This is a genomic window from Escherichia sp. E4930, assembly GCF_005845405.1.
Taxonomy (GTDB): Bacteria; Pseudomonadota; Gammaproteobacteria; order Enterobacterales; family Enterobacteriaceae; genus Escherichia.
This window is the reverse complement of sequence record NZ_VCDZ01000002.1, coordinates 131,019-147,898: the sequence shown is the minus strand read 5'-3', so window position 1 is coordinate 147,898 and position 16,880 is coordinate 131,019. Positions and strand designations below refer to the sequence as shown.

The window sequence follows — 16,880 nt, the reverse complement described above, 5'->3', positions numbered from 1 at the left end:
ATCGATTACTCATTATCCGGATTAAGACGACGACGGCTGATGATGCGCAGCAGACGCCACAGTACCCAGGCCAGCAGCACCACGCTGATTGCCGCCAGTATCGCCAGCAGAATCGGATGGTTCGCCAGTGCGTACCATAAACGTTCAAACCACGGCAGATGACCGACGTAATAGACGTCGCCAACGCGCAGGCTGTTAACACCGGACTCGCGAATCACCGCTACGGAACCAAACATAGTGGCGCGTTTACCGCTGTCGTTCACCGCATCGTTAAGCATTTCATAGCCGCGTGGACTATCCGCCAGTAACGCAATCACGCTGCGCTGGTCGTTATACGGTGACTGGAAGCCAATCACCGCCGCCATCGCACCAGAAGAGGTCAGCGTGGACTGAGTTTCTGCTGCGCGGTCGTTTTCGTCAGGCACAATGCCGGGGAACGGAGTCTGGCGCATCGGCGTTTTCACCCAACTTTCGGTAGCCTGCACCAGCAGATCGATCTGCTTGTCATCTTTTAATTTGTCCGGGATACCGCCAATTATCATGATATCGGCGTCTTTCCCCTGAATGGTGCTGCCATCATCGGTCACCGTCAGGTTGATCGCCGGGAAGCCCGTCTGTGCACCAATAAAGCCCACCGTATTAAGCAGTGTTTCCATCTGCGCTTCGTTTGGTGTTTTTGGCATCACGGTAATGGTTTGCGACAAATCCGCCATCCGGCTGAACGGGAAGCCCGCATTAGCAAACGCGCGCAGATCCGGCATCGGAATGAAGTGGTAATACTTTGAGAAATCAATAGTTGAGTCATCGCCGATCACGACGTGATTCTGCACCGGCTGGAAGGTAATGCAGTTATCCACCGAACCGCCCGGCATTGGGTTCATATACTCAAAATCGAAACGCAACTGGTTGGTCGCCCCCAGTTTCAGCGCCGGAATGGAGACATCGGTTTTACCATCCAGCAAACCTTGCAACACCGGGATCCGCAGCAGCAGGCGGTTCGCCTCCTGTTTACTGCTCAGGTTGAAAGATTGCAGGAACTGGTTGTTCAGGCTGATATCCATCCGCGAGCTGTCTTTCACCGGCGGCATGGTGTAGCGATAGTTGATATCCATATCGATACCGGTGCTGCGCATCAGGTAGAGATCTGGCGGCAAGTTCAGCGAGATGTTAATCGCTGCCGGCTCCAGCCCGCTGGACTGTAACTGTTCTTCATAGGTTTTCAGCTCACCAAAGGTGACCGGACGATCGGTTCGCACCCAGTTTGGCGCATCGTACGGTTTACGCGGTAGCAGCGGTTTCACTTCATTCACTACCACGCTTTCACCACGGAACAGAATGTTACCCTGAGCGATACCTTTCGCTGCCTGCAACAGGTCTTTGTCGTCACGACCAAACACCACCAGCAGTTTGACGTAAGGATTCTCCGGATGGTTGATCATCTCAATCACCGGGGCTTTTACTGCCGGATGATCGCGCAGGAAGTCCGGTCGCTTGTCATTGGTCGCAAAGACAATCGCATTGCGGTCCGGAAGCTGATTATAGAGTACCGGGAAGTTCTGTCCGCGCCAGCCAGAACGGGAACCAAACCACGACGCAACAATCGCCGAAGCCTGTTGCAGACCAACATCCGGCGCACCAGCAAAAACTATCGGCAACGTATTGGCACGGTTATCCCTCGGGTCGAAAAACGGAATCGGGAAGTGCGACAGATCATTTTTCACATTCAGTGATTGATACGTCAGATCCAGTCCGCTACTGCGTCCAACATCCAGCCAGAGCGTTGTGCTGGCCGGGTTTTCACAGACATCCTGATAATGACCAACAAACTCCAGCCGCACGCGGTTGAAGTCGGTGATAAACAGCGGATTAATCGGCATTTGCGCCAACGTCTTTTTACCCAACTGCTCTTTGGTCACTGGCAGCACGCCCATCAACTCATCGTTCAGATAGACTTTCAACTGTGACTGTATCGGCAGCAGTGATGGCGACGGCGTATATTCAAGGTTAAGCATCGCCTTCGTCACCACTTCATCACTGCGCATACCAAACTCTATGCTGCCGTTCGGGTTAATGCCACGCAGTACCATGCTGCCCGGCGGCGGCGCGATTTGCGCAAAGGTCAGCTTCACATCGCGCGAAGGACCGTTCTGCGCCACGATGGGCGCGTCCGCGCCCTGCACGCCAGGCATCACCTGTCCGACCCGCGGATTTTGCTCCGCCTGGGCAGGCACAGTTGGCTCAGCATTGATCAGTGGTTGCGTCGTCGGTGTCGCCTGCGTCATGAAAGAGGGGAACGCACTCATCCCCATAGCCACTGCACAAATCCAGAATAGTTTTCTTTTCATCGCGTTATCATCATTGTTGAGCCAAAGCCTGATCCGATGGTTGTACCGTTTCGCTCCGCTCCGGGCGACGCGGAATGAACGAAACAACCCAGGAAACCAGAGAAGTCAGCACACGGAAAATGCCCTTCACCGAAGAAGGCGCAAACTCCGCCAGGTGGCGGTAGCCACGGAAGCCGAGCTTCAAAATATCCAGCAGACTTTCCAGCGGCTTATCTTCCGGGTAGCTGTCCTGCCAGAGCGCCCATGTATCCGCACGGGCAAACGTACACTGCACAAAATCGATATGTTGCTGGGTAGTGAGCGGCATCAATTGCAGCCCCACTTCGTTACCCATCACGCGCGCAACCTGAGTCGGGAAGGCATACTCTTGCTGACCGCGTTTGAGCAGCAGATTCACTTTCTGTCCTTCCAGAATCTGCGCCTGACCGTTGATCTTGATCCCCAGGCCGCCGTCAGAGAAGTCCTGAACGGTGCAGGAGAAAAGATGCCCATCTTCCCGGGCAATCGCCGCTGGCATGGTCATCTCAACACGGTGTGAACGACGTACCTGCTTGCTTTCTACCGATACCGCTACTGCGCCACCGAGAATAATCAGGTTGTAGAACACCCAAACCATACTAACGACCACGGTGAGCATTTCGGTCGGCGGGCCATAGAAGTAACGCCAGATGCCGACAGCAACACCGACCAGGTTGAGTAATACGAGGAAGATGTACGGTCGCGAGATCACCCAGTCGACGTACTCTTCCTCCACCAGACCACCTTTGGCGGTGACGTTAAATTTGCCTTTGTGCGGGTTAATCAGCGCCACCAGCGTCGGCGGAGCGATATACCAGGCGAGCACCGTCTCGTAGATTTCGCTCCAGAAGGAGTGGCGATATTTACCCTGAATCTTCGAGTTGGTCAGGCTGGCGTGAATCATATGCGGCAGCACAAACAGGGCTATCATCAACGCAGGCGCATAAATGATGTAGGCGTGCAGCAGCAGGAACGCCAGCGGCGCGGTCAGGAAGATCAGCCGTGGAATCCCCGACAAGAAGTGGAACATAGCGTTGACGTAGCACAGCCGTTGGGCGAATTTCAGCCCTTTACCGGTAAGCGGGTTATCAAGACGGAAGATTTGCACCATCCCGCGCGCCCAACGGATACGCTGCCCAATGTGCGCCGAAAGGCTTTCAGTCGCCAGCCCCGCCGCCTGGGGAATACGCATATAAGCGGAAGTGTAGCCACGACGGTGTAAACGCAGAGAAGTATGCGCATCTTCAGTCACGGTTTCGACCGCGATGCCGCCAATCTCGTCCAACGGCTTACGACGAATCACCGCACAGGAACCGCAGAAGAAAGTGGCATCCCACATGTCATTACCGTCCTGCACCAGACCGTAGAACAGCGTGCCTTCGTTCGGCGTTTTACGAAAACGCCCCAGGTTGCGTTCGAACGGATCTGGCGAGAAGAAGTGGTGAGGCGTCTGCATCATCGCCAACTGCTTTTCTTTCAGGAACCAGCCCATGGTCATTTGCAGGAACGAGCGTGTGGGAACGTGGTCGCAGTCGAAAATCGACACGAACTCGCCTTTGGCATATTTCAGTGCATTATTGATGTTGCCTGCTTTCGCATGTTCATGCGTCGTTCGGGCGATATATTTCACCCCAACGTTTTGCGCAAACTGGCGAAACTCTTCCCTGCCGCCGTCATCAAGGATCCAGATGTTGAGTTTGTCTTTCGGCCAGTCGATACCCAGCGAAGCATAAATGGTGTTTTTCACCACGCTGAGATCTTCGTTGTAGGTCGGTACAAAGATATCCACCGACGGCCATTGCGACATGTCTTTCGGCAGCGGTACTGGCTGACGATTCAGTGGCCATACCACCTGGAAGTAGCCGAGCACCAGCACAATCCACGCATAAGTTTCCGCAAATAGCAGGATTAAGCCACATACCAGGCTGACCGGATCATCCCAGTTCAACGTCGAGGTATATCGCCACCAGATATAGCGACACGAGACAGTCAGCGACAGCACAATCAGCATCAGCGCCGAGAAGCGCCCTGGCATACGCCGCACCATTAGCGCCACGCCCCACAGCAACATCAGGAAGATAAATTGCGACAACGGGTTAAAAGGCTGAGTGACGCAAATTAGCGCCAGAATCAGCGAGAAAGTCACAATAACGCCAAGAATAAAACGCCGTGCTCCGGCGCTCAGATGGCCCAGTTCTTTTTTCTCATCAAGATGTTGCGTGTTCTGGCTGACTCGCTCTGGCAGTTTGTCCATCCATTGATGGTAACGCCCACGGATATTCTGCAAGCCAGAAAATGCCCGCCAGCGTGGTTTTGGCGTCTCTCTGCGTGAAGCGCCGATCAACAACCAGCAAGTCTGAATGACATAACGGACCGGATCCAACGGACGCGGACGCGAAGCGTTGATATGTGGGTAAAGATTTTTATGTTCTGCGCGAATACGCTGCCAGCGCGGGTGTTCAAGCGGAATGAACACCCAGGCCAGGATCAGCCAAAAACAGCCAAGCGTCGCGCTGAAAGCCGAGGCGCCGTGACGACGATAATCCCGATAACGCCCGATAAGACGCGCGTTGACCGGCGGGATAAGCAACCACCGGGTCAAGATACTCATGACGCGCTCCCGACTGGCTTTTTCAGCACGGAATAGTTCAACAGGCACCAGTTTGCCAGCGTCAGAACTTCCTCCGCCGCCAGCGCATCACTGCGGTATTCACCTAACGGCTGTTTCGCCGCCAGGCATTCAGCCATCGCTTCATCGCGATGAATCAACATTGGCAGTAACCGGCGCTGGCTTTGCAACCACAACTGGTAAATATCTTCCTGAACCTGGCTGCCAATGCGGAAATCATTAATCAATATATGCGCGCCAGCAGGCAGTGCTTGCTGATGCAGCCGAATATGGCAGTTAGCATCCACTTTAACGATTGCCAGCGAGTGATCGCACAGGCTCAGGATTTGATGCGTTATCTGCGAGGCGTCGCGCGGTAAGTCGATCAAAATCCATTGATAACGCCCACTGGCCTGCAGCTGCTGCAAGCCTTCGCAAATTGCACCCAACTGAGTTTGCCAGTGCTGGGGATTCTCTTGCTCTTCAATGGTTAACTGACCAAAAGGCAGCAGATCGAGCTGCGAGGTATAGCGCATCCCGGCATCTCGCCAGTCCTGACCATCCAGCATGGCTCTGGCCCAGCCTTGACGATGGGTAAAATCAACGTTGAACGACAAGCGCAACAAATTGTCCGGGCAGGCATCAACCACCAGGACATTTTCTCCCAACATTTGCAATGCCCAGGCCAACGCGGCGGTGATGGTTGTTGTACCCACACCTCCCCGCACCCCCTGTAATCCCAGTACGGCCATTCACTACTCCCCTACTTCTGTTGCGCAAACTCAGCCAACAATGGCCAGCGTTTTAACGCCGCTGCTAACTGCTCACGCTGAGAAATATCGGCATAATCGATATCAGGCAGTGAAAACGCCTGCTTTAACGCCAAAATATCATTCTGAAAGATATAGCCTATCGCGGGATCAGGCAGAGTATCCTGTTCGTTGTTATTCATTATGCTTAATCTCGATAAAATATACCCGCCACGCATCAGTCAATTCTAATCGACAGAATTTTGCCCGTATAATGCCAGACGGCAATACGTAATCCGTTCATTTTTTAACTTTCATGTACGCAACTAACGAAAGTAAAAAACGAAAAGACTGATATCATAAGGCTTCCAGCCTGCTAAATTGATTCACATGCTAAATCTGATAAGTTTTAATTTCAATGGTAGGTTTATTTCTTAGCTTTCGCTAGTAAACTGATAATCAGACAAAATGGTGACTTGAGGGACGTTGTGGACCCTGTATTCTCTATCGGTATCTCATCTTTGTGGGATGAGTTGCGGCATATGCCAGCAGGCGGCGTCTGGTGGTTTAACGTCGATCGTCAAGAAGATGCTATCAGCCTTGTGAATCAAACGATGGCTTCTCAAGCTGAAACCGCGAAAGTCGCGGTCATTAGCATGGATAACGATCCCGAAAAAACCTTCAAATTAGATGATTCTCACGGACCGGAAAAAATAAAATTATTTTCAATGCTAAATCATGAAAAGGGGCTATACTATTTGCCCCGTGATTTACAATGTTCTATTGATCCCGAAAATTATCTTTTCATTCTTGTTTGTGCCAATAATGCATGGCAAAACATTCCAACTGAGCGGCTTCGTTCATGGCTGGATAAAATGAACAAGTGGAGCAGATTATACCATTGCTCACTGCTGGTAATTAATCCAGGAAATAATAACGATAAACAATTTTCATTGTTGCTGGAGGAATACCGTTCTCTTTTTGGCCTCGCCAGTTTGCGTTTTCAGGGCGATCAACATCTGCTGGATATCGCCTTCTGGTGCAACGAAAAAGGGGTTAGCGCCCGTCAGCAACTCATCGTTCAGCAGCAAGAGGGTATCTGGACGTTAGTTCAGCGTGAAGAAGCGGAGATCCAACCACGCAGCGATGAAAAACGCATTCTTAGCAATATTGCTGTGCTGGAAGGCGCCCCCCCGTTATCAGAACACTGGCAACTGTTCGACAACAACGAAACTCTGTTCAATGAAGCCCGGACTGCACAGGCTGCAACCGTCGTTTTCTCTTTACAGCAAAATGGGCAAATTGAACCACTGGCCCGCAGCATTCATACCCTGCGTCGCCAGCGTGGTAGTGCGATGAAGATCCTCGTGCGGGAAAATACCGCCAGCCTGCGCGCCACGGATGAACGCCTGCTACTGGCCTGTGGCGCTAACATGGTTATTCCCTGGAACGCCCCGCTCTCCCGCTGTCTGACGATGATTGAAAGCGTGCAAGGGCAGAAGTTCAGCCGCTATGTTCCGGAAGATATCTCGACCTTGCTGTCAATGACCCAACCGCTGAAGCTGCGCGGTTTTCAAAAATGGGATGTGTTCTGTGAGGCGGTCAACAATATGATGAATAACACGTTGTTGCCTGCGCATGGCAAAGGCGTGCTGGTCGCTTTACGCCCAGTACCGGGCATCCGCGTTGAGCAAGCCCTGACGCTGTGCCGTCCCAACCGAACTGGCGACATTATGACCGTTGGTGGCAATCGGCTGGTGTTATTTCTCTCTTTCTGTCGGATCAACGATCTGGATACTGCGTTGAATCACATTTTCCCGTTACCCACCGGCGATATTTTCTCTAACCGTATGGTCTGGTTTGAAGATGACCAAATCAGCGCCGAGCTGGTGCAAATGCGTCTGCTGGCCCCGGAACAATGGGGGGTGCCACTGCCTTTAACTCAGGCCTCCATGCCGGTAATCAATGCCGAGCATGATGGGCGTAACTGGCGACGAATACCGGAACCGCTGCGACTGTTGAGTGATCCTGTGGAGCATTCATCATGATGACCATCAGCGATATCATTGAAATCATTGTCGTTTGTGCGCTTGTTTTTTTCCCGCTGGGCTATCTGGCGCGCCATTCCCTACGGCGCATTCGTGACACCCTGCGTTTGTTGTTTGCGAAACCTCGTTATGTAAAACCGGCCGGTACGTTACGCCGTGCAGAAAAAGCCAGGGCTACCAAAAAATGACTCAATTTACCCAAAATACCGCTATGCCTTCTTCCCTCTGGCAATACTGGCGCGGCCTTTCTGGCTGGAACTTTTATTTTCTGGTTAAGTTCGGCCTGTTGTGGGCGGGCTACCTTAACTTCCATCCGCTACTCAATCTGGTATTTGCCGCATTCTTGCTAATGCCGATTCCGCGCTACAGCCTGCATCGCCTGCGCCACTGGATCGCCCTGCCGATCGGCTTTGCCCTCTTCTGGCATGATACCTGGCTACCTGGCCCGGAAAGTATTATGAGCCAGGGGTCACAAGTGGCAGGCTTTAGTACCGATTATTTAATCGATCTGGTCACGCGCTTTATTAACTGGCAGATGATTGGTGCCGTCTTTGTTTTGTTAGTGGCCTGGTTATTCTTGTCGCAATGGATTCGCATCACCGTTTTTGTGGTCGCCATTCTGGTATGGCTGAACGTACTTACGCTGGCTGGTCCAAGTTTCTCCCTGTGGCCAGCCGGTCAACCGACCACCACGGTAACAACGACGGGCGGTAACGCTGCGGCAACAGTCGCGGCAACCGGCGGCACGCCAGTAGTTGGAGATATGCCAGCGCAAACTGCACCACCGACAACCGCAAACCTCAATGCCTGGCTGAATAATTTCTATAACGCCGAGGCGAAACGTAAATCGACCTTCCCATCCGCGCTGCCAGCGGATGCGCAGCCATTTGAGCTTCTGGTGATTAATATCTGTTCGCTTTCATGGTCGGATATTGAAGCTGCCGGATTAATGTCACATCCGTTGTGGTCGCATTTTGATATTGAGTTCAAGAATTTCAACTCTGCAACCTCATACAGCGGTCCGGCGGCGATTCGTTTGCTGCGCGCCAGTTGCGGTCAGCCATCGCACACCAATCTGTATCAACCAGCAAATAATGACTGCTATCTGTTCGATAACTTGTCAAAACTGGGCTTTACCCAGCACCTGATGATGGGACATAACGGCCAGTTTGGCGGCTTCCTGAAAGAAGTTCGCGAAAACGGCGGTATGCAAACCGAATTGATGGATCAAACAAATCTGCCGGTTATTTTACTGGGCTTTGATGGTTCGCCGGTTTATGACGATACTGCCGTGCTTAACCGCTGGCTGGACGTTACCGAAAAAGATAAAAACAGTCGTAGCGCCACGTTCTACAACACGCTTCCACTGCATGATGGCAACCATTATCCGGGCGTCAGCAAAACAGCGGATTACAAAGCGCGAGCGCAGAAGTTCTTTGATGAACTGGACGCCTTCTTTACTGAGCTGGAGAAATCGGGTCGTAAAGTGATGGTCGTCGTAGTACCGGAACACGGTGGCGCGTTGAAAGGTGACAGAATGCAAGTTTCTGGTTTGCGTGATATCCCCAGCCCGGCAATCACTAATGTACCGGTTGGCGTGAAATTCTTCGGCATGAAAACACCACATCAGGGCGCGCCAATTGTCATCGACCAACCAAGCAGCTTCCTGGCAATCTCTGATCTGGTGGTTCGCGTTCTCGATGGCAAGATTTTCACCGAAGACAATGTTGACTGGAAAAAACTCACTAGTGGATTACCACAGACTGCGCCTGTTTCCGAGAACTCGAATGCGGTGGTCATTCAATATCAAAATAAACCGTATGTTCGCCTGAACGGTGGCGACTGGGTGCCTTATCCGCAGTAATTACGAAAAAGGCCGCAGAGTTTCCCCCTGCGGCCTGGTCCGGGCGCAAATTGCCATTACGGCAGCCTGACGCCCGCATGACGCGTTACTTCCGCTTATTCAGCCAGCTCACGATCAGGCTGGCGAGAATGCCAGCAATGACCGGAGCCGCTAAATCGTGCCAGAAGGCCATGCTCAACTCTGCGAGCGTCATATAGCCGCCTCTGTTGTAATGACAACATTTCGCGGCTATCCTTGAGTTGTTGATGTTCAAGAATGGCCCCCGTCATATTGTCAGGTGTACACCTGCAACGTGCGGGGGTTTTCTCTTTCCAGCAACCAATGCCGCCGGGGATAAAGCCCCCGCAACATTGCGCCTCACCGGAATCCTTCCGGCTTGCCGCTGATTCTACGATTGTTTTTCTGTTCCGGAATCCGTCACTTCTTCACTCTGTGCTGCGCATTCCGCAGAATATTATCCGCTTGCAACCGTTACATTTTTCTTACGAAAAAGGCCGCAGAGTTCCCCCCTGCGGCCTGGTCCGGGCGCAAATTGCCATTACGGCAGCCTGACGCCCGCATGACATATTACTTCCGCTTATTCAGCCAGCTCACGATCAGGCTGGCGAGAATGCCAGCAATGACCGGAGCCGCTAAATCGTGCCAGAAGGCCATGCCCAACTCTGCGAGCGTCATATAGCCGCCTCTGTTGTAATGACAACGTTTCGCGGCTATCCTTGAGTGGTCTAGGTTCAAGAATGGCCCCCGTGATGTTGTCAGGTGCATACCTGCAGCGTGCGGGGGTTTTCTCTCTCCAGCAACCAATGCCACCAGGGATCAAGCCCCCCGCAACATTGCGCCTCACCGGAACCTTCCGGCTTGCCGCTGATTCTACGACCATTTTTGTGCTTCGAAATCCATCACTTCTTCACTCTGTGCTGCGCATTCCGCAGAATATTATCCACTTGCAACCGTTGCATTTTTCTTACGAAAAAGGCCGCAGAGTTTCCCCCCTGCGGCCTGGTCCGGGCGCAAATTGCCATTACGGCAGCCTGACGCCCGCATGGCATATTACTTCCGCTTATTCAGCCAGCTCACGATCAGGCTGGCAAGAATGCCAGCAATGACCGGAGCCGCTAAATCGTGCCAGAAGGCCATGCCCAACTCTGCGAGCGTCATATAGCCGCCTCTGTTGTAATGACAACGTTTCGCGGCTATTCTTGAATGGTCTAGATGCAAGAATGGCCCCCGTGATGTTGTCAGGTGCATACCTGCAACGTGCGGGGGTTTTCTCTCTCCAGCAACCAATGCCACCAGGGATAAAGCCCCCGCAACATTGCGCCTCACCGGAATCTTCCGGCTTGTCGCTGATTCTACGATTGTTTTTCTGCTCCGGAATCCGTCAATTCTTCACTCTGTGCTGCGCATTCCGCAGAATATTATCCGCTTGCAACCGTTGCATTTTTCTTACGAAAAAGGCCGCAGAGTTTCACCCCTGCGGCCTGGTCCGGGCGCAAATTGCCATTACGGCAGCCTGACGCCCGCGTCGCATATTACTTCCGCTTATTCAACCAGCTCACGATCAGGCTGGCGAGAATGCCAGCAATGACCGGAGCCGCTAAATCGTGCCAGAAGGCCATGCTCAACTCTGCGAGCGTCATATAGCCGCCTCTGTTGTAATGACAACGTTTCGCGGCTATCCTTGAGTCGTCTAGTTTCAAGAATGGCCCCCGTGATGTTGTCAGGTGCATACCTGCAACGTGCGGGGGTTTTCTCTCTCCAGCAACCAATGCCACCAGGGATAAAACCCCCGCAACATTGCGCCTCACCGGAATCCTTCCGGCTTGCCGCTGATTCTACGATTGCGTTTTACCGTCAGCATCTGGCAATTTTCCTCACTGCGTGATGCCTTCCAGCTTAATTTCTTTGTTTACAATAGTTGCAGTTCATATCCGAGCTGACTCCAGACTGGTAGTGAAATGCGCAATTTTGTAGAATTGCGCCTCCTCGCAATCTCCCCAGTGAATCTGTTGTCTCATTCGTTACACACTGCGTATTCAACTTCTCTACCAGTTGCGCAAGAGAAGCTGGGGTTATTCATTTTTACGAGGCTGACTTCTTTCTGGACAGGACTTTATGCAGCACAACACACAACCATTACACGATCACAAATTGCCGTTTACGCGCTACGACTTCGGCTGGGTTTTATTATGTATAGGAATGGCGATTGGTGCCGGAACCGTGCTGATGCCGGTACAAATTGGCCTGAAGGGGATTTGGGTATTTATTACCGCTGCAATCATTGCTTATCCGGCAACCTGGATAGTGCAGGACATTTATTTAAAGACACTTTCAGAAAGTGATTCCTGTAATGACTATACAGATATTATCAGTCATTACCTGGGCAAAAACTGGGGAATTTTCCTCGGGGTTATCTACTTTTTGATGATTATCCACGGGATTTTTATCTACTCTCTCTCCGTGGTTTTCGACAGCGCCTCATACCTGAAAACCTTCGGTTTAACCGATGCCGATCTTTCACAATCTCTACTTTATAAAGTCGCTATTTTCGCCGTACTGGTGGCGATTGCGTCTGGTGGTGAAAGGTTGCTATTTAAGATCTCCGGGCCAATGGTGGTGGTCAAAGTCGGCATTATTGTCGTGTTCGGTTTTGCGATGATCCCGCACTGGAATTTCGCCAATATAACCGCCTTCCCACAAGCCTCCATATTTTTCCGCGACGTCCTGCTCACCATTCCATTTTGTTTCTTCTCTGCGGTATTTATTCAGGTGCTTAACCCGATGAATATTGCCTATCGTAAACGGGAAACAGATAAAGTACTGGCAACTCGGCTCGCGCTGCGTACCCACCGGATTAGCTATATCACGCTCATCGCGGTGATCCTGTTTTTTGCCTTTTCGTTTACCTTCTCAATTAGCCACGAAGAAGCCGTTTCTGCCTTTGAACAAAATATCTCGGCACTGGCACTAGCCGCGCAGGTGATCCCCGGGCATATCATTCATATCACCTCTACGGTGCTGAATATCTTTGCCGTACTGACCGCATTCTTTGGCATTTATCTCGGTTTCCACGAGGCCATTAAAGGCATTATTCTCAATCTGTTAAGCCGTATTATTGATACCCAGAAAATTAACTCGCGTATGCTGACTCTGGCAATTTGCGCTTTTATCGTCATTACGTTGACGATTTGGGTTTCGTTTCGTGTATCGGTGCTGGTGTTCTTTCAGTTAGGAAGCCCGTTGTATGGCATTGTGTCGTGCCTGATTCCGTTTTTCCTGATCTCTAAAGTTTCACAACTGAAAAAACTACGCGGGCTAAAAACATGGCTTATCCTGTTTTATGGCATTTTGCTGTGCTTTTCGCCGCTGTTGAAGCTGATTGAATAAAAGTAACGGGGGCTGCTCACAGCAGCCCCAGACGATGTCGATAGCATTTCAGTACAGCCTGGACATGATCCTGAATCATAAAGGACTGTTCATACGTTTCCATAACAATGGCATTTTCTTTACGTATATCCTGAAAGAGTTTTTCCAGCAATCTGGGCGCTAATCCCATCGATTCACCCAACAGCAAAAAGTCCTGCCCGATATACTCGCCATAACCACTGTCAAATCCAGGAGCCAATTCCCGACCGCCTTCTTCTCGCATCAATAACGGCAGCGCCAGATAGTTTGAGTGAAAATATTCCGGATAGGGAGCGACAGAAACAAAGTCATACACCGGCGCTAACGCTGGCATCAAACCATCGGAGTACACTAAGCCAAAGTTTCGTAAATGCATGTCGTTATTACCCAGCAACCAGGCGTAAACAATGCGACGAAAGAGATCGATTTTAAATGCGATGTTGTCGTTAACATGGGCAATTAAAAATCGGGCCAGCGTTTCATAGCTGACGTATTGCTCGTTATCATTTCCCGTTTTGCCATATTTATCTGTAATCTGCATCGCGCCATCAAGTTGCTCCTGATGCACTGGCTGCCCCTTGTCATCCCGGTCATAGCGCCGGATAACAAACGCGTATTCAAGCTCCTCCTCTGATTGTGGTGCAAAACTCAGCAGGCCATGCACAGGTACGTCAAATCCCAAACGAGACATCAATGTCATTGTTGCGTGTTCATTTTCGGCCAAACCGGGAAAGTCGGCTGGAGAGGGCTTAAGGATAAAATTTCCCTGATGATCTACGACGCGGAACTCTCCATCATCCAGCACTAATTGCAATTTGGGCTGGTAACCGGAAATACTCATCCCTTTTTGTTGACGCGGAAGTTCCTGCACAAACTGAGTTCGCGTAAACCCCAGCCGAGGATTCAATTTTGCAGTGCCGCTCAGGCGCTTCAACCCCTGTGTCGAATATCCGCGCTGTTCGTCACGTTCATTCAGCGGCGTTAACAGAATGCGACAATTCGCCATTATTCCTCCCAAGGTAAAATCTGGATTGCCCCCAGCAGATTCTTGCCGTTATCAATAAGCATTCCCAGCGGATCGTTTTCGTCACGGTGCTGTATCTGGCTGTAGCGTTGACGCAGCCATCCTTCTGGCGCCAGTGAGGCAAAATAAGGATGCAACGTCTCACTGGGAAACTGACGCTGTGCGACGGGCAGACTGATTGAGATTGCCGGTCCGTGGTAATCCGGGGCGTACTGGAACAAAAAACCACTGTCGTTCTGAGAGAGTTCACCCACTACCTGACCATAGAGCAACACTTTCACTCGTCGATGCATAGTTTCACTCCAAGAACGTTCGCCACCGCAAACACACTGCCGAATTTAACCTGTTCAGGATCCTTAAAAAGTCGCTTTAACGTGGACGTTGAGATCCCCGTTTGTAGTTCAAGGGTGTATAAATCAATGCCCAATTCTTTGCGCCGTGCGTTCAGTTTTTCCCCCAAATGACGGGGAGTCTCAATGGTCCGGAGGGGGCGTGGTTGACTAATATTCGACCCCTGGATAAGTTTCTTCTGCAACTCCTGGAGCTGGTCGCCGATCGCTTTCAACTCTTGAGCCAGATTCTGTGACACCGTGTAGATCATTAAAGAACCTTTCAATTGATAAAAGACAAAAAAAAGATCATTTATGGTCAGATAAATTCGTTAAGCATCATAAATGAACCATTTTTTATTAATGATTATAATTTAGCTCATATATAATCCATTGACAACAAAAATGGTCACAAAAGATCTATAAGTGATAGTTAAAGCACAAGAGGGTCATATTTGACATGAGACCAGCATGAAAACCGGTCTCATCGGGTGGGTTATACCGCTGGCTTCTGCGGATTTTCATCCTGATCAACAGCAAAGCAGGCAACCAGTTGACCGCCGTAGTCTTTTAGCTGCGGCTGCAACTGGGTGCAGGGGCCGAAGCGTCGACGACAGCGGGCGTTGAAGGCGCAGCCCGGCGGTGGATTCAGCGGGCTTGGCAGTTCACCGGTGAGTTTGATGCGCTCGCGGCGATCGTCCGGGTTCAGGCGCGGCGTCGCAGAGAGCAGTGCCTGGGTGTACGGATGACGTGGGTTATTGAAGATTTGGTCCTTCGTTCCCTTCTCCACGCAGCGGCCCAGGTACATCACCATCACTTCATCAGCAATGTGCTCCACCACCGACAGGTCATGCGAGATGAAGACGTAAGAAAGCCCCAGCTCTTGCTGCAAATCCATCATCAGGTTGAGCACCTGCGCACGCACCGAGACGTCCAGCGCAGAAACCGGTTCATCGGCAATCACCACATCCGGGTCGAGCATCAGACCACGGGCAATGGCGATACGCTGACGCTGACCGCCGGAGAACATATGCGGATAGCGGTCGTAATGCTCGGTTTTCAGGCCAACTTTTGCCATCATCGACAAGGCTTTTTCCCGACGCTGTTCTTTGCTTAAGCTGGTATTAATCAGCAGCGGCTCTTCAAGAATTTGCCCGACTTTTTTACGCGGATTCAGCGAACCATAGGGATTCTGGAAGACGATCTGGATTTTCTGCCGACGCAGCTTCTGCGCCTGCGGATCGTGCTTGAGCAGATCCTGCCCCTGGTAATACAGTTCACCGCCGGTAGGTGTTTCAATCATCGTCAGCAACCGACCGAGGGTCGATTTACCGCAGCCAGATTCACCTACTACCGCCAGCGTTTTGCCACGTTCAAGGTTAAACGAAACGCCATCCAGCGCCTTCACCAGACGTTCCGGCGCGAACATACCTTTCTTCACCGGGTAATGTTTTTTCAGGTCGATAGCCTGCAACAGCGGTTGTTGCGAGGTGGCCTCTTGCGTACTCATAGTGTCGGCCTCCCGGCATCATCAAGTGGGTAATGGCATTTGGACTGACGCCCGTCAGCGAGCATATTCAGCGCCGGTTCTTCAGCGCGACATCTGTCAGTGGCATAGGGGCAGCGCGGGTTAAGCAGGCAGCCGTTCGGGCGGTCGTACTTGCCGGGAACGACGCCAGGCAACGATGCCAGACGTTCTTTGTCCTGAGCAAATTCCGGCAGCGCGCGTAGCAATGCCTGAGTATACGGATGACGCGGCGCATGGAAGATGGCGTGGGCATCACCCGTTTCCACCACCTGACCGGCATACATCACAATGATTTTATGCGCCGCTTCCGCCACCAGCGCCAGGTCATGGGTAATCAATACCAGCGCCATGTTCTCTTTCTGCTGTAGCTCCAGCAGCAGTTCGATAATTTGCGCCTGAATGGTCACGTCCAGCGCGGTAGTCGGTTCATCGGCAATCAGCAATTTTGGCCGACAGGCAATCGCCATCGCAATCATCACGCGCTGGCTCATGCCGCCGGAAAGCTGATGCGGGTAAACATCCAGACGCGATGCCGGATCGGGAATACCGACCAGATTCAGCAGGTCAATCGCCCGCTGACGGCGGGTACTTTTGTTGCCGCCCTGATGCACTTTAATCGCTTCCATAATCTGGAAACCCACGGTGTAGCACGGGTTAAGGCTGGTCATCGGGTCCTGGAAGATCATTGCCACTTCGGCACCCACCAGATTGCGGCGCTCTTTTTCCGAGATACGCTGCAAATCCTGGCCGTTAAACTCCAGTTTTTCTGCCATCACGCGGCCCGGATAATCAATCAGCCCCATAATCGCCAGTGAACTGACCGACTTACCAGAGCCAGACTCACCCACAATCCCGACCACTTCGCCCTGTTTTACGCTGTAGCTGATGCGGTCTACGGCGCGGAACGGTGCGCTTTCGTCGCCGAAATGCACCGATAATTTATCTATATTTAATAACGCCAT

The 16,880-nt window shown here is 51.7% G+C and carries 17 protein-coding genes; 4 read left to right on the top strand and 13 right to left on the bottom strand.

The window, feature by feature from the left end; all coding sequences use genetic code 11:
- Positions 1-5: 5 nt before the first annotated feature.
- The 4 genes from bcsB to bcsR are packed head-to-tail and all read right to left on the bottom strand — an operon-like array spanning position 6 to position 5,923.
- Entirely contained in the window at positions 6-2,345 is a 2,340-nt protein-coding gene (bcsB, locus tag FFT88_RS01825; RefSeq protein WP_135405369.1) for a cellulose biosynthesis cyclic di-GMP-binding regulatory protein BcsB, read from the bottom strand.
- Between the two features lie 10 nt (positions 2,346-2,355).
- Positions 2,356-4,974: a UDP-forming cellulose synthase catalytic subunit gene (gene bcsA / locus FFT88_RS01820; protein ID WP_130210108.1), complete on the bottom strand. Its 2,619-nt coding sequence runs from the start codon at positions 4,972-4,974 to the stop codon at positions 2,356-2,358.
- Positions 4,971-5,723: a cellulose biosynthesis protein BcsQ gene (bcsQ, locus tag FFT88_RS01815; protein ID WP_135405367.1), complete on the bottom strand. Its 753-nt coding sequence runs from the start codon at positions 5,721-5,723 to the stop codon at positions 4,971-4,973. The genes bcsA and bcsQ overlap by 4 nt, the downstream gene beginning before the upstream one ends.
- 11 nt (positions 5,724-5,734) lie before the next feature.
- Positions 5,735-5,923, bottom strand: a complete 189-nt coding sequence (bcsR, locus tag FFT88_RS01810; RefSeq protein ID WP_064527810.1) for a cellulose biosynthesis protein BcsR — start codon at positions 5,921-5,923, stop codon at positions 5,735-5,737.
- A gap of 273 nt (positions 5,924-6,196) precedes the next feature.
- Between bcsR and bcsE the strand changes: the two genes are divergently transcribed.
- From bcsE to bcsG, 3 genes are read left to right on the top strand one after another with little or no spacing between them, the layout of a single operon-like run.
- Positions 6,197-7,768: a cellulose biosynthesis c-di-GMP-binding protein BcsE gene (gene bcsE / locus FFT88_RS01805; RefSeq protein WP_135405365.1), complete on the top strand. Its 1,572-nt coding sequence runs from the start codon at positions 6,197-6,199 to the stop codon at positions 7,766-7,768.
- Positions 7,765-7,956, top strand: coding sequence for a cellulose biosynthesis protein BcsF (gene bcsF / locus FFT88_RS01800; RefSeq protein WP_130216286.1), 192 nt, complete (start codon positions 7,765-7,767; stop codon positions 7,954-7,956). Before bcsE ends, bcsF begins: the two co-directional genes overlap by 4 nt.
- Complete coding sequence (gene bcsG, locus FFT88_RS01795) at positions 7,953-9,632, top strand: cellulose biosynthesis protein BcsG (protein ID WP_135405362.1); 1,680 nt, start codon at positions 7,953-7,955, stop codon at positions 9,630-9,632. Before bcsF ends, bcsG begins: the two co-directional genes overlap by 4 nt.
- An 85-nt stretch (positions 9,633-9,717) precedes the next feature.
- On the opposite strand, the gene FFT88_RS01790 is transcribed toward bcsG, so the two are convergent.
- From FFT88_RS01790 to FFT88_RS25225, 4 genes are all read right to left on the bottom strand, one after another.
- Positions 9,718-9,825 carry a type I toxin-antitoxin system toxin Ldr family protein gene (locus FFT88_RS01790; RefSeq protein WP_074399497.1) on the bottom strand — a complete coding sequence of 36 codons (108 nt, stop codon included), beginning with the start codon at positions 9,823-9,825 and terminating at the stop codon, positions 9,718-9,720.
- A 374-nt stretch (positions 9,826-10,199) separates the two neighbouring features.
- The gene (locus FFT88_RS01780; protein WP_002431793.1) at positions 10,200-10,307 is read right to left on the bottom strand and encodes a type I toxin-antitoxin system toxin Ldr family protein; all 108 of its coding nucleotides are present in this window, start codon (positions 10,305-10,307) and stop codon (positions 10,200-10,202) included.
- A 375-nt stretch (positions 10,308-10,682) separates the two neighbouring features.
- Positions 10,683-10,790 (bottom strand): type I toxin-antitoxin system toxin Ldr family protein, encoded by a 108-nt coding sequence (locus FFT88_RS01775; RefSeq protein ID WP_002431793.1) that lies wholly within the window; start codon positions 10,788-10,790, stop codon positions 10,683-10,685.
- Between the two features lie 374 nt (positions 10,791-11,164).
- Complete coding sequence (locus FFT88_RS25225; protein ID WP_074399497.1) at positions 11,165-11,272, bottom strand: type I toxin-antitoxin system toxin Ldr family protein; 108 nt, start codon at positions 11,270-11,272, stop codon at positions 11,165-11,167.
- A 475-nt stretch (positions 11,273-11,747) separates the two neighbouring features.
- Between FFT88_RS25225 and FFT88_RS01755 the strand changes: the two genes are divergently transcribed.
- Complete coding sequence (locus tag FFT88_RS01755) at positions 11,748-13,019, top strand: amino acid permease (protein WP_135405357.1); 1,272 nt, start codon at positions 11,748-11,750, stop codon at positions 13,017-13,019.
- Positions 13,020-13,035: 16 nt separating this feature from the next.
- Here FFT88_RS01755 and FFT88_RS01750 read toward each other — a convergent pair whose 3' ends face one another.
- The 5 genes from FFT88_RS01750 to dppD all read right to left on the bottom strand — a co-directional run bounded on the left by FFT88_RS01750 (position 13,036) and on the right by dppD (position 16,880).
- The gene (locus tag FFT88_RS01750) at positions 13,036-14,043 is read right to left on the bottom strand and encodes a HipA domain-containing protein (protein ID WP_135405354.1); all 1,008 of its coding nucleotides are present in this window, start codon (positions 14,041-14,043) and stop codon (positions 13,036-13,038) included.
- Positions 14,043-14,354 carry a HipA N-terminal domain-containing protein gene (locus FFT88_RS01745; RefSeq protein ID WP_130210092.1) on the bottom strand — a complete coding sequence of 104 codons (312 nt, stop codon included), beginning with the start codon at positions 14,352-14,354 and terminating at the stop codon, positions 14,043-14,045. Before FFT88_RS01745 ends, FFT88_RS01750 begins: the two co-directional genes overlap by 1 nt.
- Complete coding sequence (locus FFT88_RS01740) at positions 14,339-14,662, bottom strand: helix-turn-helix transcriptional regulator (RefSeq protein ID WP_135405352.1); 324 nt, start codon at positions 14,660-14,662, stop codon at positions 14,339-14,341. The genes FFT88_RS01745 and FFT88_RS01740 overlap by 16 nt, the downstream gene beginning before the upstream one ends.
- Before the next feature lie 224 nt (positions 14,663-14,886).
- Positions 14,887-15,900, bottom strand: a complete 1,014-nt coding sequence (dppF, locus tag FFT88_RS01735) for a dipeptide ABC transporter ATP-binding subunit DppF (RefSeq protein WP_130260125.1) — start codon at positions 15,898-15,900, stop codon at positions 14,887-14,889.
- Positions 15,897-16,880 carry a dipeptide ABC transporter ATP-binding protein gene (dppD, locus tag FFT88_RS01730; RefSeq protein ID WP_135405349.1) on the bottom strand — a complete coding sequence of 328 codons (984 nt, stop codon included), beginning with the start codon at positions 16,878-16,880 and terminating at the stop codon, positions 15,897-15,899. Before dppD ends, dppF begins: the two co-directional genes overlap by 4 nt.